Below are 12,921 nucleotides of genomic sequence, written 5' to 3'. Positions count from 1 at the left end.
TCCCATCCCGAACAGGACCGTGAAACGACTCTACGCCGATGATAGTGCGGATTCCCGTGTGAAAGTAGGTAATCGTCAGGCTCCCTAAGCCAAGAACCCCCGCCCGAAAGGCGGGGGTTTTTGCATTGGCGCGACGGAAATGTGCAGTGCGCCTGGCATGGGTTGCAGCTCGTGCCGAAAGGCTACGTGGCAGCGGACTTGAGTGACCGGCCCGCTGCATTTGCAGAACGACCGTCGCTCGTCACAGTTACTAACGGTGCGGAGTATCGGGCACCGAGCTATCTAAGCGGTGGTGACTTGCGACGCCCACCGTGGGCAATGCGTCGATCACATCGGCGTGATGATGAGCCGCTTGTCCTCGACAGTCACCCGTACGCGTTCTCCTACTTCGAATCCCGCATCCTCAAGCCATACTCCCGCGAATTTGATCCACGGGAAATACGTCGTGTTCAGTTTCCGGTGCGCTCTGATGGCGCGGAGGACCCTAGACAAGGAATGATGGCGCGCTGACTCTTGAACAGTGATGAAGCGTTCCGTTACGACAGGGCGTGACTTATGATTGGCGTTAGCCATTTCCGACTCCTGGAGTGAGTTGGTTGTGGTCAGCGGGTCGTATGGGTGGCTGAAGTTATCGCCGAGTAGGTGATCGATGAGGCTGCGGCGCTTCTGAGATTCGATCCAAAGCGAGCGGAACTCGTCAAGGTTGTGCGCTTCACTCAGCACGCGCTGGATCACCTCGCGTCGGTATTCGTCCACCGGAATGGGCGTGTCGCGGCCGTCGCGGCGCGTCAGGATAAAGCGGCCTTGCGGGTTGATGAGCACACGTTGGCCGCCGATTTCGCCTACGGCAGGGCCGTCACCGCTGTCACCGCCGTCGCCACCGGTTTCGCCACCATTGCCTCTATTGCCAGGGACGGTCAAGTTTCGGACAACATTGGGGAGCAGAAAGAAGAAATGCCGCTGGCTAGCGCGGCATAGTTTCTTGATTCTGAAGGGAATCCTTTCGGGGGGGAGGGACTCGAACACTCGCCCTACAGATTACGGTCCGTAGGGCGAGGCAGTGACGTGGCAGCCGCAATGAGTAGGGCAGTTGCCAATACTTAGTCATACAGTCGCAAAACTGTGGCGCCAGTCGTACTTACTCTGGCAGCCTAGGCCTACTGCAGAAGGTGGTAATTAGTGAAAAGTGCACCATTGATTTTATTGGAATTTTTCACTAAATCTAACGCGAACATCAAGGCCCTGTCTCGCAAATAGTGAAAAAATTGGGCGAATGTGTCACAAAACTTGAAAGTTCTCGAGGTGGGCTGGCGAGGCCCGTGGGGCAAGGCTCGAGGATGAGCCAGCGTTGCTGAAATGTAGTCCTGCGGCTGTCGCGTTATGACGTATCCGGTCTGGAAATTTGGCGACAATCCGCATAACGATTCCGAATCACTGCTGAGCCGGGTTCGGCGACCAGATCAAGTTCAAGCACGTCTCCAACTCGCCCCCCGGGCCACCATCAGGTATCAGGAGAATCCCGTCGCCACTTCCATAAGGGGGGCCTGAATCTCGATGATCAAGCCCTTCGCGGAAGTCACTTCATATCTCCACATGATTAGCGCGATTGACCGGGATGCGGCACGGCTGTCGTGCCCTAAATACTACGACGCCGCGGGAAGCCGCTGGGAGTGCAATTGCATGCTACACCCGGTGCGTCGCGCCGACGGAGCGTCGACCTGATAGGCATGAATCGCACAAGCACCGCGAGCGGCGGAAAATCTGCGAGGGTGGGACGCCGCGTCCCGTGAGCTGGCTTCAACCGACCCTGGCCCCGAACACGGCCGGCCCCACTGCGATTCCTCTGTGGAGCACGGCCATGAAATCGGATCGGATCTGTGCCGCCTGCGGCACACCCTTCACTCCGCTCTTACACATCCCGCATCAACGCTTCTGCTCGGCCAAGGCGTGCCAGCGTGCTCGCCGGCGTGCATGGCAGCACCAGCGCATGCGAGTCGATCCCGACTATCGCGAGAATCAGATCCGCGCCCAGGCCAACTGGCGGGCCCGACATCCTGACTACTGGCGGCACTACCGCGAGACGCACCCGGCCTATCGCGATCGCAATTGCGCGATGCAGCGACGACGAAATGCGCGGCGCACTGCTGGTGCTGTTGCAAACATGGACGTGTGGTCGGCCCATCGCCCGCTGGCATCTGGGTTTTATATCCTGCGTAACGCGGTTGAGGCCGGCGTTGCAAAGATGAACGCGTGGACGGTGCACATCGCCGTGCTATCTGAGCCGAGGCCGGCTCCGGCATGATTGCAAAGAGATGACGTGTACGACAAGGGTCTATGGCCTGCTACCTTGGCTGTGTACTCGCTCGCATTCGACGTCATTGCAAGGCGCGACGCGTTCGCCGATACAAATCCCCTAATTGATGTCGGGATGGCGCAGCGAGGGGCGGTTGCCAGTTGGAGCTGGATCGTGGACCTCGATTGCACATGCGAATCCGTTGACGAGCAGGCCTGCAGAATGCGGGCTGCTGAATACGTTCGGATGTCGACGGAGCACCAGCAATACTCGACGGAGAATCAGCGTGATCGCATTCGCGACTACGCTGCTCGTCGCGATCTCGAGATCGTGCGGACCTACGCCGACGAGGGTAAAAGTGGTTTGCGAATCGATGGGCGCCAAGCGCTGCAGCAGCTGATCCGGGACGTGGAAACCGGCATGGCCGATTTCCAGGTAATCCTCGTCTACGACGTAAGCCGCTGGGGACGATTCCAGGATGCAGACGAAAGTGCCTATTACGAGTACATCTGCCGGCGCGCAGGCATCCAGGTCGCCTATTGCGCCGAACAGTTCGAGAACGACGGCTCGCCAGTTTCGACGATCGTCAAAGGCGTGAAGCGTGCGATGGCCGGTGAGTACAGCCGTGAGCTGTCAGCGAAGGTCTTCGCAGGTCAATGCAGGTTGATCGAACTCGGTTTCCGGCAAGGCGGCCCGGCAGGCTATGCGTTGCGCCGGATCCTGGTCGACGAGCATGGCCTCATGAAAGGGGAATTGCAACGCGGTCAACACAAGTGCCTGCAGACGGACCGCGTCATTCTGATGCCGGGCCCGGATAGCGAGGTGCGTATCGTCAACTTCATCTACAGCTGGTTCATCAATGAGTCACTCAATGAGCACGAGATCGCCGCACGCCTGAACGGCATGAATGTTCCGACGGACCTTGGGCGTCCCTGGACTCGGGCAACTATTCGGGAGGTGCTGACTAACGAAAAGTACATCGGCAACAACGTCTACAACCGTGTGTCGTTCAAGCTGAAGAAATCTCGTGTCACGAATCCGTCGGAGATGTGGATACGCAAGGAGGGTGCGTTCGAATCCATCGTGCCGAGCGAAACGTTCTATACAGCGCAGGGAATCATGCGGGCGCGCGCCCGGCGCTACTCGAGTGAGGAGCTTATCGAGCGTCTGCGAAACCTGTATCGAAGCCGAGGCTTTCTATCGGGCGTCGTGATCGACGAAACGGAGGGCATGCCGTCCACCTCGGTGTATGTGTATCGCTTCGGTAGCTTGATTCGTGCGTACCAGACGGTTGGCTTCACGCCCGGCCGTGACTATCGTTATATCGAAACGAATCGCTTCATTCGGCAACTGCATCCAGAGATCGTTGCCGAGACGGAAAAGAAGATCGCGGATCTCGGCGGATCGGTATCGCGTGATCCGGCGACGGACCTGCTGACCGTGAATCGGGAGTTCACTGCCTGCATCGTGCTGTCACGGTGTCAGGTGCGCAGCAGCGGCCGTAACCGCTGGAAGGTGCGGTTTGACACGAGCCTGCTTCCGGACATCACCGTGGCGGTCAGGTTGGACCAGAGCAACTCGACGGCGCTTGACTACTACCTGCTGCCGCACATCGATTTTTGGCAGCCTCGTATCAGCCTCGCGGACTGGAATCCGATCGAGTTCGAGAGTTATCGCTTCGACACGCTGGACTACTTATACGGTATGGCACAGCGTGCTCGGCTGAGGAGAAGAGCATGACTCAGCGTGAGCAGCCCGGTGAGGTTCGGATGATCCCCATCAGCCAGATCGAAGTGATCAACCCTCGCGAGCGCAACGGCCGCGTCTTCGAGGAAATCGTAACCAACATCAAGACGATCGGCCTGAAGAAGCCGATTCTGGTTACGCCGCGGGCAACGGCCAGTGGCGTGGAGAAGTACCTTCTCGTGTGTGGGGAGGGACGACTGAAGGCGTTCCGATCACTCGGCGAAACGACGATACCAGCCCTGGTGGTGAGCGTGAGCGACGAAGACGCGTTCATCATGAGCCTGACGGAAAACATCGCGAGACGGCAGTGCCGACCGCTCGAGCTGCTCGCCGGCATACGCGAACTGCAGGAGCGCGGCTATGCACCGAAGGCGATCGCCGAGAAGACGGGGCTCACGCAGCACTACGTGCAGGGGATCCTGACGCTGCTGCATCAAGGTGAAGAGCGCCTCGTGATCGCAGTCGAGAAAGGCCGCATTCCGCTGAACGCAGCGTTGTCGATTGTTGGTGCCGGCGACGACGATGAGGCGATCCAGGCCGCCCTGCAGGAGGCATATGAATCGGGGAGATTGCGCGGGCGACAACTGATGGACGCTCGGCGCGTCATCGAGCGGAGGAAAGCGCTCGGCCGCACGGCGAATCGAAACATGACGCGCAAGGTGATGGACGTGACCACATCGAGCCTTGTCCGAACGTATCAGCATGAAGTTGAGCGGCAGAAAGCGATGGTGCGCAAGGCAGAGTTTACGCAGCAGCGGTTGCTGTTCATTGTCGGCGCCCTCAGGCAGCTCTTTGCCGACGAGAACTTCGTCAACCTGCTGCGCGCTGAGGAGCTGGCGACGTTGCCGAAGTATCTGGCGGAACGTGTATGGCCGAGTGGGAGTCCAGCATGACCGGCGTAGCACTTGGATTCATTCCGGAACCACTGTCCGTTCCGATCACGAGCATCCTGCCGTCACGGCGCACACCTGCCGGGATGATGATTTCGCGCAAGTTCAAGCAGATCAGAAGCTCCATCGAAGAGGTGGGTTTGATCGAGCCGCTTTCGGTGACGCCGGTCGACCAGGCGTCGGGCAACCACGTCCTGCTCGATGGGCATCTGCGACTGATCGCGTTGCAGGAGCTCCAGTTCAACACCGTGTCGTGCCTCGTTGCCACGGACGATGAGAGCTACACGTACAACAACCGCGTCAATCGACTCTCGACTATCCAGGAGCACTTCATGATTCGTCGGGCCGTCGAACGAGGTGTGTCCCCGGAGCGACTCGCGAAGGCGCTGTCCGTCGATGTGTCGCAGATCATCAAGAGGATGGCATTGCTGGACGGAATCTGTGCTGAAGCGACTGAGCTGCTGAAGGACCGGCAGTTTTCGCCGGAGCTCGCACGAGCGCTACGCAAGATGAAACCGACGCGACAGGTCGAGTGCGTCGAACTGATGGTGGCAGCGAACAACCTGTCTGTCTCGTACGCTGAAGCGTTGCTCGTTGCGACGCCGGCCTCAAGGTTGATCGAAGGGAAGAAGCCCAAGAAGCTTGCGGGCGTAAGTCCTGAGCAGATGGCGAAGATGGAGCGGGAGATGAGCAATCTGCAGGGACAGTACAAGGTGGTCGAGCAGACCTACGGACAAGACGTCCTCAATCTTGTTCTGGCAAAGGGCTATCTGGCTCGATTGCTGGAAAACGAGTCCGTACGGATGTATCTGCAACAGAATCAGGCTGATCTGGTATCAGAGCTTGAGGTGATCGTTGATACGATCACTTTGGATCAAAATAGACTCGAACCAACGGATCAAGCAGTAGAAGGATAAGTTTCGGATTCCATATTGAATTGTAGGTGCGTATCAATTCTCAAATCGGGTTTTGGGGTCGAGTGCTATGCCGACCGGCGTCGAAATTGGTTCATAAATTGTTTGCCGAGCTGGCCATCGATGCTAGCGGGTATCTCGGCAGATTGATGAACTCGACGGTCGCGATCCTTGCCTACACGGACCGGTGTGTCTATGCTGGGGGTATCCAATCCCGTGTACCTCTCGGGTCACCGTGTGACATCAGGTCAAGATTCGGGCTAGGTTGCGTGACAGCATTGAACTCGATCGATGCGAACTCATGGAAAGGCATTGAAATGGCTGTTAAGGATATGAGCGAAGGGAAAGATCAATTTCCCGACAACCATCAGCAAGACATCTCACCGGATGTAATGGACATGCTTACCGCCCAGGTTCAACGGATGGTTGACGAATCGGGCAATCCGGCAGGGTTCGACGCTCGATCGTGGCTAAGCGACTGGCTACGCACTCCGGTACCGGCTCTCGATAATCGATTGCCCATAGAGTATCTTGGCAACGCTGAAGGTGTTGATCTAATTTCTCGGATCCTGGCAAGTGCCCAAACCGGCGCATACTGGTAAAGCGCCAATTCACGGCACAGCGCGATACAGCACGAGTCTAGCCACGCTTCTAGAAAGCGTCGGCGAAATGGGCCCGTCGGACAATAAATTGTTCGTCTGCTATCTGCCCCGTCCCGATCACGAGCTTGTGCCGGCTTCTGAAACATCCTTTGCTTGTAGCGAGATGCGACCTGTTGACGATGCGCGAATTGGGTCATCTGAGTCTACTCACGAAGGTGTTACGATGCACATATCCTGCAACAAAAAGGGTATCGCTATGAGTGACGCAACCTTTACGTTTCGGGTTGATATTGTCCTGAAAACTGAGTTCTCTGCTGCGGCGAAGGCCAATGATCGAACGGGCGCTCAGCTCTTGCGCGACTTCATGCGGGACTACGTCGAGCAGCAACAAAAAACGGAGGAATACGACGCTTGGCTGAGCGCCAAGGTCGAACGGTCGCGTGCCTCCGCCGACACTGGCAATTTGGAGTCGGCTTCCAAAGTCGACTCCAAGTTCGCAGCGCGTCGTGCTACGGCACGTCGCCGGCTTGATACGGCGAAGTAATGGCATCCATTCCGGATGCCAGAAGTTCATATCATTTCACATGTTCGGTCGCCATTCTCAATGGTCCTGCGGCATCTGAATCAACGTCGAACAGATGACCTTGAAGGCACGTAGATGTTGTAGAGAGACCAGCAGAAATGTCGGAGCGGAGAAAGAAATACTGCCTGCTGCCATCAATTGAGGGGCCGGTGATAGGACGTGTTCCACTTTTGCCGAGCCACGATAGGGCGGCCTGGGTAGAGGTCGCATGCCGCATGGCTATCGACACGAGCGAGACATAGCGCTCCTCGAACTCGTGCAAATTCGCTTCGGACACAAGTTGGAGCATGCGCCCATTCTGCCTATATTTGGCGCTTTCCAGAATGCCGGATCGGATCAAGTGGTAGGCCACCTCTTCTTTGATGGCTAGCCGCCGTGCAACGGCTTGCGCGGTTAGTCCATCACTGGGAAGTTGACCAGCGTTGGCGATTACCCATTTCGTCTCAGCCTTATCGACAAGGAAAGCACAAATTCCCCGCATGCCTACAGCCCGCCCGACACAGCGTAGCTGTCCGCTAAGTACGGCCCTCATCACCACAAGAAAGGTATCGTTACCGCGACATAGGTGGCGTAGCACATGTGCCATCGTCCAAGTTTCATTTTCATTTATTATGTAATCCTGATCTATAGACAGATTTAACAACCTATCTATTTCGTCTCGAGGAACCATCCAGTTCCCTCGGTCGACCCGACAACGCGGGTCGTGGCGTATCAAACTCACATCTAGAAGAAGGCGCAGTCTCCTCTTACTGATACAGAGTTGCTGGCTTGCCGATCTCAACGAGAGTGAACTATTTAACCTTGATGCGGCGCTAAGCACATTGCTTCGCTGAGCCACCAGAAATGATCGGCCAGATGGACTCTTTAGGACCCGGCCATCGAGGAAGCCAGTTTCAATCAGATGTCGTAGCTTCTGGCGAGAACGTCTTAATGTCGAGCGGATTTCATTCCCTGCTGCCACGTTGTGTGCCTCGAGTGTTCGACCAAAGCACCGATGCCTGCCATCGATGGACCCGTACCAATGTCCGTTGAGATGAGATTCGAACTCCCTTCTGAGGAAATCGTACCGCCTGTCGTCAAGGACGCTGTACAGCACGTGATAGAGTGGACTGAACCGACGTCGGATACTGGTCTCAGACTCTCTATCCAGATAGCTCCGAAGAAGCGCACGGAATCCATTGGGCCAGTCATTCAATAGTATTGCGCATTGCTGCACGTATCTGGTTGCAACTCGAAGGTCATGCTGCCCGGCGAGAATACCGGGTGTTGATTTTGCAAAACCAGGGATGACTGCCGAGAGCGCATACATCAGTTGCAACGTATTCAACGGCGATAGACGCGCGAGCGGACCATCCAACGCGCTCCTTCCAGGAACTCTCCGGTAGCAAAATCTCATGATATTCACCACGGAATCGTCTGTGATTTCGCTCGACATATCGGTGAACGCCCTTCCGCAGTCGCACGTGAGGAATTTCGCTGACGAAGGTGGTTGGGTTTGCCCGCAGCGGTCACACGTTTCGCGGAGAATTACTTGGTGATGAGGGCAGGCTACGACCAGTTTGAAGGACCACGAGGAACGCATGTACGGCGCGTCACGTAGGCACTCTGGGCACCACCGCTGCCGTTGGTAGTTGATCCAGGTGCGAATATGAGACCGCTGGAATTGCGTACTGCCGCCGATCCACTTCGGCCATGGTGCGTCAGCTTGCGACAATTCGTCCCGCGTGCACCCACAAAGCATCGCCAGATTTTCAATCGTGCACTCTAGATGAGACAAGGCGCCGCAAAAGAGCTGGCGGCTGCTCCGGTAGCCGTTGAGGGACGCTATTCGCCTGAGATAGTCGCTTGCACTCTCGTCCGGATAAGGACGGCCGCGAACGGGTAACCGAAATTGACTCATATGTCCCTCCGTTTCGAGCGATTCTTGACAGGCCCCTTCTCTCCTGCGAGTCCGCTAAAAAATGGTTCACCCGCCTTGTCCAAGCGACGGAAGCAGAAATTCGGATTGAACGGATTCAGGGCGCCGATTCCCTCGTCCCAAATCTCTTCCGAAAACGTCTGCTCGAGAATGCCGACGTCAATCGTTGTCATCGATCCTCGTAGAGCGCGCTCGAGTCCGCCACTAAAAAGCTTGATCAGGTAGCTGATACGGCCGTCTGTTGCGCAATGTAGTCGTTCAAGAACTTCGTACGACTGAAGATCTAGCGAACATTTGACCGGAAGATTGTCATTCAACGTTGCCACAAGCCCGACAAAATCTTCAATCTCAGCGGCCGTCGTGATGCCCATGTTCTCGAGAGTGAACGTCGAGCTGAAGCGCCGACGTAACTGCTCGTTGGTCTGAAGCAACAACTTCGATCGCGGAGCCCCAAATAGAGCCATCGGCCTACCTGACGCATCAAACAAATTCTTGATCCAGTCGCCAACTTTATACAGGCCGGGGGCTCTGCTCCTATCCAGCGTCTGTTGAATTTCGTCAACAAGCGTAAACTCGACGCCGCATTGCTTCATCAGCGTCAGGAGACGGTGGGTTCGAGCTGGAGTAGTGCCATGGAACGGCGCTGGATCATGCAGAACTTGAAGTCCGGTCGACACCACGGCGGACGGAGTTGGATTTTCCGGTAGGCTGATGTAGAGCACTGGGACGATGTCCCGATCGTCGCGCGTAAGGGACGGATATTCTTCTCCAATGAGTTTGCACAGCGTCGACTTTCCGGTTCCAGTGTCTCCTAGAATGACTAGAGATTTTTGATGGCCGGTTTCTCGATAATAATCTAGAAGGTCTTTGATACGTTTGTATGCATGATCGAATTCTGGAAACATGATTGTTTGGGATTCGAATTTCGCAATTAAATCGGAGTGCGAAGTTGATTTTTTACGATTGGTCGACATAAAACCTCCTTGTCATAGCGAACTACGTGGGCGGCTCTCAAAACGTTTGGGTGCTTTCGGTATGACCGTTTCGCGTTGGACTTTGGGTCGCGAAGGTTGCACGCTCACGAGCTGATGTAGATTTCCGGTTGGTCGGACGCCGTTAACTCCCAGCGCTTTGGCGGCCTTCCGCCGAGTCCGCACGCTGCGGGAAGACAATAGCTTGTCGATGGACTCCATAAGCTCAATACGAGCTTGCATTAGGTTCTCAAGCACGCGATCGTTCTTTTGTTGTTCAAGTAGGGCACCCCGAATAAGCTTGTGTTGTGAGAGTCTGAGGCCGTTGGCATACTCGTAGAGGTTCGCTCGTACAAGTATGCGATCCGCGGAATCCGGGGCCCAAACCCAGATTGCTCCGATGTCGTCTGGGTCGTATGTCACTCTGACCAATATGCCGGGACCATACGTATCGACGATGGGTTGCAGATCGTCACTGGAGTAGTACAGACAGTGTAGATGGATGCCGCTTTTTCCTAAACGTCGCTCAGTCTCTAAGCCAAGGTTGACGGCGATATCTTCTGCTTGTGGTGGAAGCTGTAGTTCCACGCTCAATTCACCTTGGCACCATTTCTGCCACGGAGTCGTACCTATCATACGATGTGGTGACTGCGCGTATATATCTAGGATCCATTTCTCGAGAACATGAGTAAATTCTCCGACCGTTAGCACTGCATGCTTGAGTGGATCGTAGTCTCCGCGCTGATAGAACTTGGCGAAACTTGTGCCAGGTAGCTTGTGCGCGAACCCGTAGTTGAACGTCTTGAGGAAGCGCTCGATTGCACCTTTAAATCTAGGTTGCCGAGGCGGGCAGTACAGAATTCTTATTGCCAAATCGAAGCACGCTGCCTTGAGCGAGTCGCTGTGAAACTCCGCGCCGTTGTCACAAACAAGACAGTCAATTCTGCCGTAGGGTCGCCAGTGGTGTTTGACGGTAAGGCCGGGCATCACTGAAGCGCAAGGTTTTTTCGGCAAGATCGCGTTTTTCAGGGCGCGCATAACGGCCAGCGTCGACGCATCGTCATAACCAATTGAGTATCCCAATGGCATTCGACTAAACTTGTCCAGGAGCATCGTGACCGTGGGCCGACCGCAGGGTAGTCCCGTTCTGTCGTCGACAAGGAAGACATCGACCGGTGTGTGGTCGATCTCAACGCGCTCAAGAATGTGGGTAACGGGTACCCCGGTCTTCGTGATCTTGAAGCGCCTGTCGGCGCTCGCTTTCCCCTCCTTGAGAATAGCGACGTCGTATTCATCGACTCTGTCGAACAATCGATACAACGTGGACTTGCTTGGGCACCGTAGGTAGTCGCATAGAGGTCGGGAGAAGTTTTCGAGTTCGAGTTTTTTTTCTAACCGTGTCTCCACGTCACCGATCGACCACGCGGGTTCCTTGTCGGCGGCTTCAACGAGGCTTTCCATGAACAGGTCGACGACACGTGCGTCGGTGCGCGGATGTCGCGGTCCACGTAAGTCGGTGCGTGGAACGAGCGACCTTGTATCTTTTGAGCGGTGATAGGAACGGTACCAGCGATAAACAGCCGACGGGCTTGGCGGTGCGGGATCACCGTCGCCGTTGGCGCTTCTGTATGACTTAGCGAACTCTTTTATCAACGGAGCAAGTGTCTTCGGAGTCAGAGCTGGCCGGCCATACTCCAGGAATTGATCAACATAGTGTTTCCGACGTAGTGCGTCTTCCTGCAACTTGGGGCTGAGCTGGGAAAAAGGCCGCCCGTATCGAAGGAGTGCGTCCTGCTCGTTGGTCACAGCTTGGCCACGGTTGACCCCGTCAGCGACAACGATTCGATTCGCCACGTAAGCATCGAGCAACTCTTGCTTTGATGTTTGGAGCAGCTCACCAGTGACCTCGGCGTCTAGAAAGACTTTGCCGTCGTCGAGGATCCGTGCGATGCGAACCGGGGCGCCGTCGAGCCTAAAAGCGGCGTTCAGCTTCAATGAAAAACCACGCATTTTGATTCTCCGTATGAATGAAAATATTGGTAGTCCTATCGATTTCACTATCGAGTGAGCATGTCAGGTATCCAAGCATCAACAGTCCTGATACTGCGTTGCGACCAATGACGCTTATCGCATCGTCGAAAGATCGAACGTCGTTGACATGGAGGAGACGGACGGCACGACGAATCTCGTCGTAGCTCATAGGAGTTAGCGGAGCGCTGCGCCAGAGCAGACGAAGGTTGTTGAGACGAGGTTTCTGTCGGATCGACTTATCCGTAAGAATCGCGAATGCACGGCCGGTGCGATCGAGATGCGCCTCGATGAGATCAAATTTCCTACGTGTTTGTGGCGCGTTCAGCCGGTTTGCCGGTTTGATCTCGACAAGGATGCGTTGGCCGGAAATGGTTTCGATCTCATAGTCGGGTGTATATCTTCGGGTCCGATCGCCGTCAGGGTAATAGACGTGTTCGGGTTGCTCCCTGTACGACCTGATCAATGGAGACATCTCGAACAGTAAAACGGCATCGCCTTCAAGTGTCTCCTCGTGTGCAACCTGGCGGCCGTTCTTGAACGAGGGGAAAAGCCCTCGGACGAACGGGCCTGATCTTGTCGCTACGTCTCGAACCGGTCCATCCGTGGGGGCAACCGGTTGTTTCGGTCGGACTGAACGGGAGCGGTGTACCTCTCGAAGCTTGCTACGAGATATTTCGAGATGGAATAACTTGCCGAGCCTCTTGCTGGCATCTGGCCTACGAGGTGTCGTCGTCTTTTTCATGATTCAGGGCAAAAGAAAGGCTGTCCGCTCGGACAGCGGATTCAAAAAAAGCACCAATTTGAGGGCGTAGCTACATCCTGCCGTGGGCGTTATCCACAGCAAACCTGCGTATTTCGGACCAACGTGACCGGCCGTTTCGGGATCGTGACCGGCGATTTCGGCAACGTGACCGGTCATTTCGGGAACGTGACGAAGCGGACCGGAAGGCAGGATTGGCGTTGCGCATGACAT

13 protein-coding genes and 1 pseudogene are annotated in these 12,921 nt (G+C 55.8%); 7 read left to right on the top strand and 7 right to left on the bottom strand.

The window, feature by feature from the left end; genetic code table 11:
- Positions 1 to 327: 327 nt before the first annotated feature.
- Positions 328 to 822: a SymE family type I addiction module toxin gene (locus QZM67_RS39280; RefSeq protein WP_301811751.1), complete on the bottom strand. Its 495-nt coding sequence runs from the start codon at positions 820 to 822 to the stop codon at positions 328 to 330.
- Positions 823 to 825: 3 nt separating this feature from the next.
- Between QZM67_RS39280 and QZM67_RS39275 the strand changes: the two genes are divergently transcribed.
- From QZM67_RS39275 to QZM67_RS39245, 7 genes are all read left to right on the top strand, one after another.
- The gene (locus tag QZM67_RS39275) at positions 826 to 978 is read left to right on the top strand and encodes a hypothetical protein (protein ID WP_301811749.1); all 153 of its coding nucleotides are present in this window, start codon (positions 826 to 828) and stop codon (positions 976 to 978) included.
- Positions 979 to 1,858: 880 nt separating this feature from the next.
- A complete protein-coding gene (locus QZM67_RS39270; protein WP_301811748.1) occupies positions 1,859 to 2,302 on the top strand; it encodes a hypothetical protein in 444 nt (147 codons plus the stop codon).
- Between the two features lie 213 nt (positions 2,303 to 2,515).
- A complete protein-coding gene (locus QZM67_RS39265) occupies positions 2,516 to 4,033 on the top strand; it encodes a recombinase family protein (protein ID WP_301811754.1) in 1,518 nt (505 codons plus the stop codon).
- A complete protein-coding gene (locus QZM67_RS39260; protein WP_301811745.1) occupies positions 4,030 to 4,932 on the top strand; it encodes a ParB/RepB/Spo0J family partition protein in 903 nt (300 codons plus the stop codon). Before QZM67_RS39265 ends, QZM67_RS39260 begins: the two co-directional genes overlap by 4 nt.
- Positions 4,929 to 5,846 carry a plasmid partitioning protein RepB C-terminal domain-containing protein gene (locus QZM67_RS39255; RefSeq protein WP_301811742.1) on the top strand — a complete coding sequence of 306 codons (918 nt, stop codon included), beginning with the start codon at positions 4,929 to 4,931 and terminating at the stop codon, positions 5,844 to 5,846. The genes QZM67_RS39260 and QZM67_RS39255 overlap by 4 nt, the downstream gene beginning before the upstream one ends.
- Positions 5,847 to 6,112: 266 nt before the next feature.
- Complete coding sequence (locus QZM67_RS39250; RefSeq protein ID WP_301811740.1) at positions 6,113 to 6,445, top strand: MbcA/ParS/Xre antitoxin family protein; 333 nt, start codon at positions 6,113 to 6,115, stop codon at positions 6,443 to 6,445.
- Positions 6,446 to 6,701: 256 nt separating this feature from the next.
- Positions 6,702 to 6,989: a CopG family ribbon-helix-helix protein gene (locus tag QZM67_RS39245; RefSeq protein ID WP_105816288.1), complete on the top strand. Its 288-nt coding sequence runs from the start codon at positions 6,702 to 6,704 to the stop codon at positions 6,987 to 6,989.
- A gap of 31 nt (positions 6,990 to 7,020) precedes the next feature.
- Here the strand turns inward: QZM67_RS39245 and QZM67_RS39240 are convergent, their stop codons facing one another.
- The 6 genes and pseudogenes from QZM67_RS39240 to QZM67_RS39220 all read right to left on the bottom strand — a co-directional run.
- Positions 7,021 to 7,698, bottom strand: coding sequence for a hypothetical protein (locus QZM67_RS39240; protein ID WP_301811736.1), 678 nt, complete (start codon positions 7,696 to 7,698; stop codon positions 7,021 to 7,023).
- 864 nt (positions 7,699 to 8,562) lie between these two features.
- Positions 8,563 to 8,928: pseudogene (locus QZM67_RS40010) on the bottom strand (TniQ family protein); the annotation flags it as partial.
- The gene (locus QZM67_RS39235) at positions 8,925 to 9,920 is read right to left on the bottom strand and encodes a TniB family NTP-binding protein (RefSeq protein ID WP_301811733.1); all 996 of its coding nucleotides are present in this window, start codon (positions 9,918 to 9,920) and stop codon (positions 8,925 to 8,927) included. The pseudogene QZM67_RS40010 and the gene QZM67_RS39235, both read right to left, overlap by 4 nt.
- Positions 9,921 to 9,932: 12 nt before the next feature.
- Entirely contained in the window at positions 9,933 to 11,927 is a 1,995-nt protein-coding gene (locus QZM67_RS39230) for a transposase family protein (RefSeq protein ID WP_301811732.1), read from the bottom strand.
- Positions 11,890 to 12,690 carry a TnsA endonuclease N-terminal domain-containing protein gene (locus QZM67_RS39225; protein WP_301811729.1) on the bottom strand — a complete coding sequence of 267 codons (801 nt, stop codon included), beginning with the start codon at positions 12,688 to 12,690 and terminating at the stop codon, positions 11,890 to 11,892. Before QZM67_RS39225 ends, QZM67_RS39230 begins: the two co-directional genes overlap by 38 nt.
- Before the next feature lie 3 nt (positions 12,691 to 12,693).
- On the bottom strand, positions 12,694 to 12,921 hold a 228-nt coding region (locus QZM67_RS39220; protein ID WP_301811725.1), incomplete at its 5' end, for a hypothetical protein.

Source organism: Burkholderia sp. AU45251, from assembly GCF_030482905.1.
In the GTDB taxonomy this organism is placed as follows: Bacteria; Pseudomonadota; Gammaproteobacteria; order Burkholderiales; family Burkholderiaceae; genus Burkholderia; species Burkholderia aenigmatica.
Note: the sequence above shows the minus strand (reverse complement) of the source record. Positions and strands in the feature narration are given on the sequence as shown.

What these genes read in the sequence shown, in the direction of transcription:
- QZM67_RS39270 (WP_301811748.1), top strand. Translation starts at nt 1,859, where the DNA reads ATGAAATCGGATCGGATCTGTGCCGCCTGCGGCACACCCTTCACTCCG.
- QZM67_RS39265 (WP_301811754.1), top strand. Translation starts at nt 2,516, where the DNA reads ATGCGGGCTGCTGAATACGTTCGGATGTCGACGGAGCACCAGCAATAC.
- QZM67_RS39260 (WP_301811745.1), top strand. Translation starts at nt 4,030, where the DNA reads ATGACTCAGCGTGAGCAGCCCGGTGAGGTTCGGATGATCCCCATCAGC.
- QZM67_RS39255 (WP_301811742.1), top strand. Translation starts at nt 4,929, where the DNA reads ATGACCGGCGTAGCACTTGGATTCATTCCGGAACCACTGTCCGTTCCG.
- QZM67_RS39245 (WP_105816288.1), top strand. Translation starts at nt 6,702, where the DNA reads ATGAGTGACGCAACCTTTACGTTTCGGGTTGATATTGTCCTGAAAACT.
- QZM67_RS39240 (WP_301811736.1), bottom strand. Translation starts at nt 7,698, where the DNA reads ATGGTTCCTCGAGACGAAATAGATAGGTTGTTAAATCTGTCTATAGAT.
- QZM67_RS39235 (WP_301811733.1), bottom strand. Translation starts at nt 9,920, where the DNA reads ATGTCGACCAATCGTAAAAAATCAACTTCGCACTCCGATTTAATTGCG.
- QZM67_RS39230 (WP_301811732.1), bottom strand. Translation starts at nt 11,927, where the DNA reads ATGCGTGGTTTTTCATTGAAGCTGAACGCCGCTTTTAGGCTCGACGGC.
- QZM67_RS39225 (WP_301811729.1), bottom strand. Translation starts at nt 12,690, where the DNA reads ATGAAAAAGACGACGACACCTCGTAGGCCAGATGCCAGCAAGAGGCTC.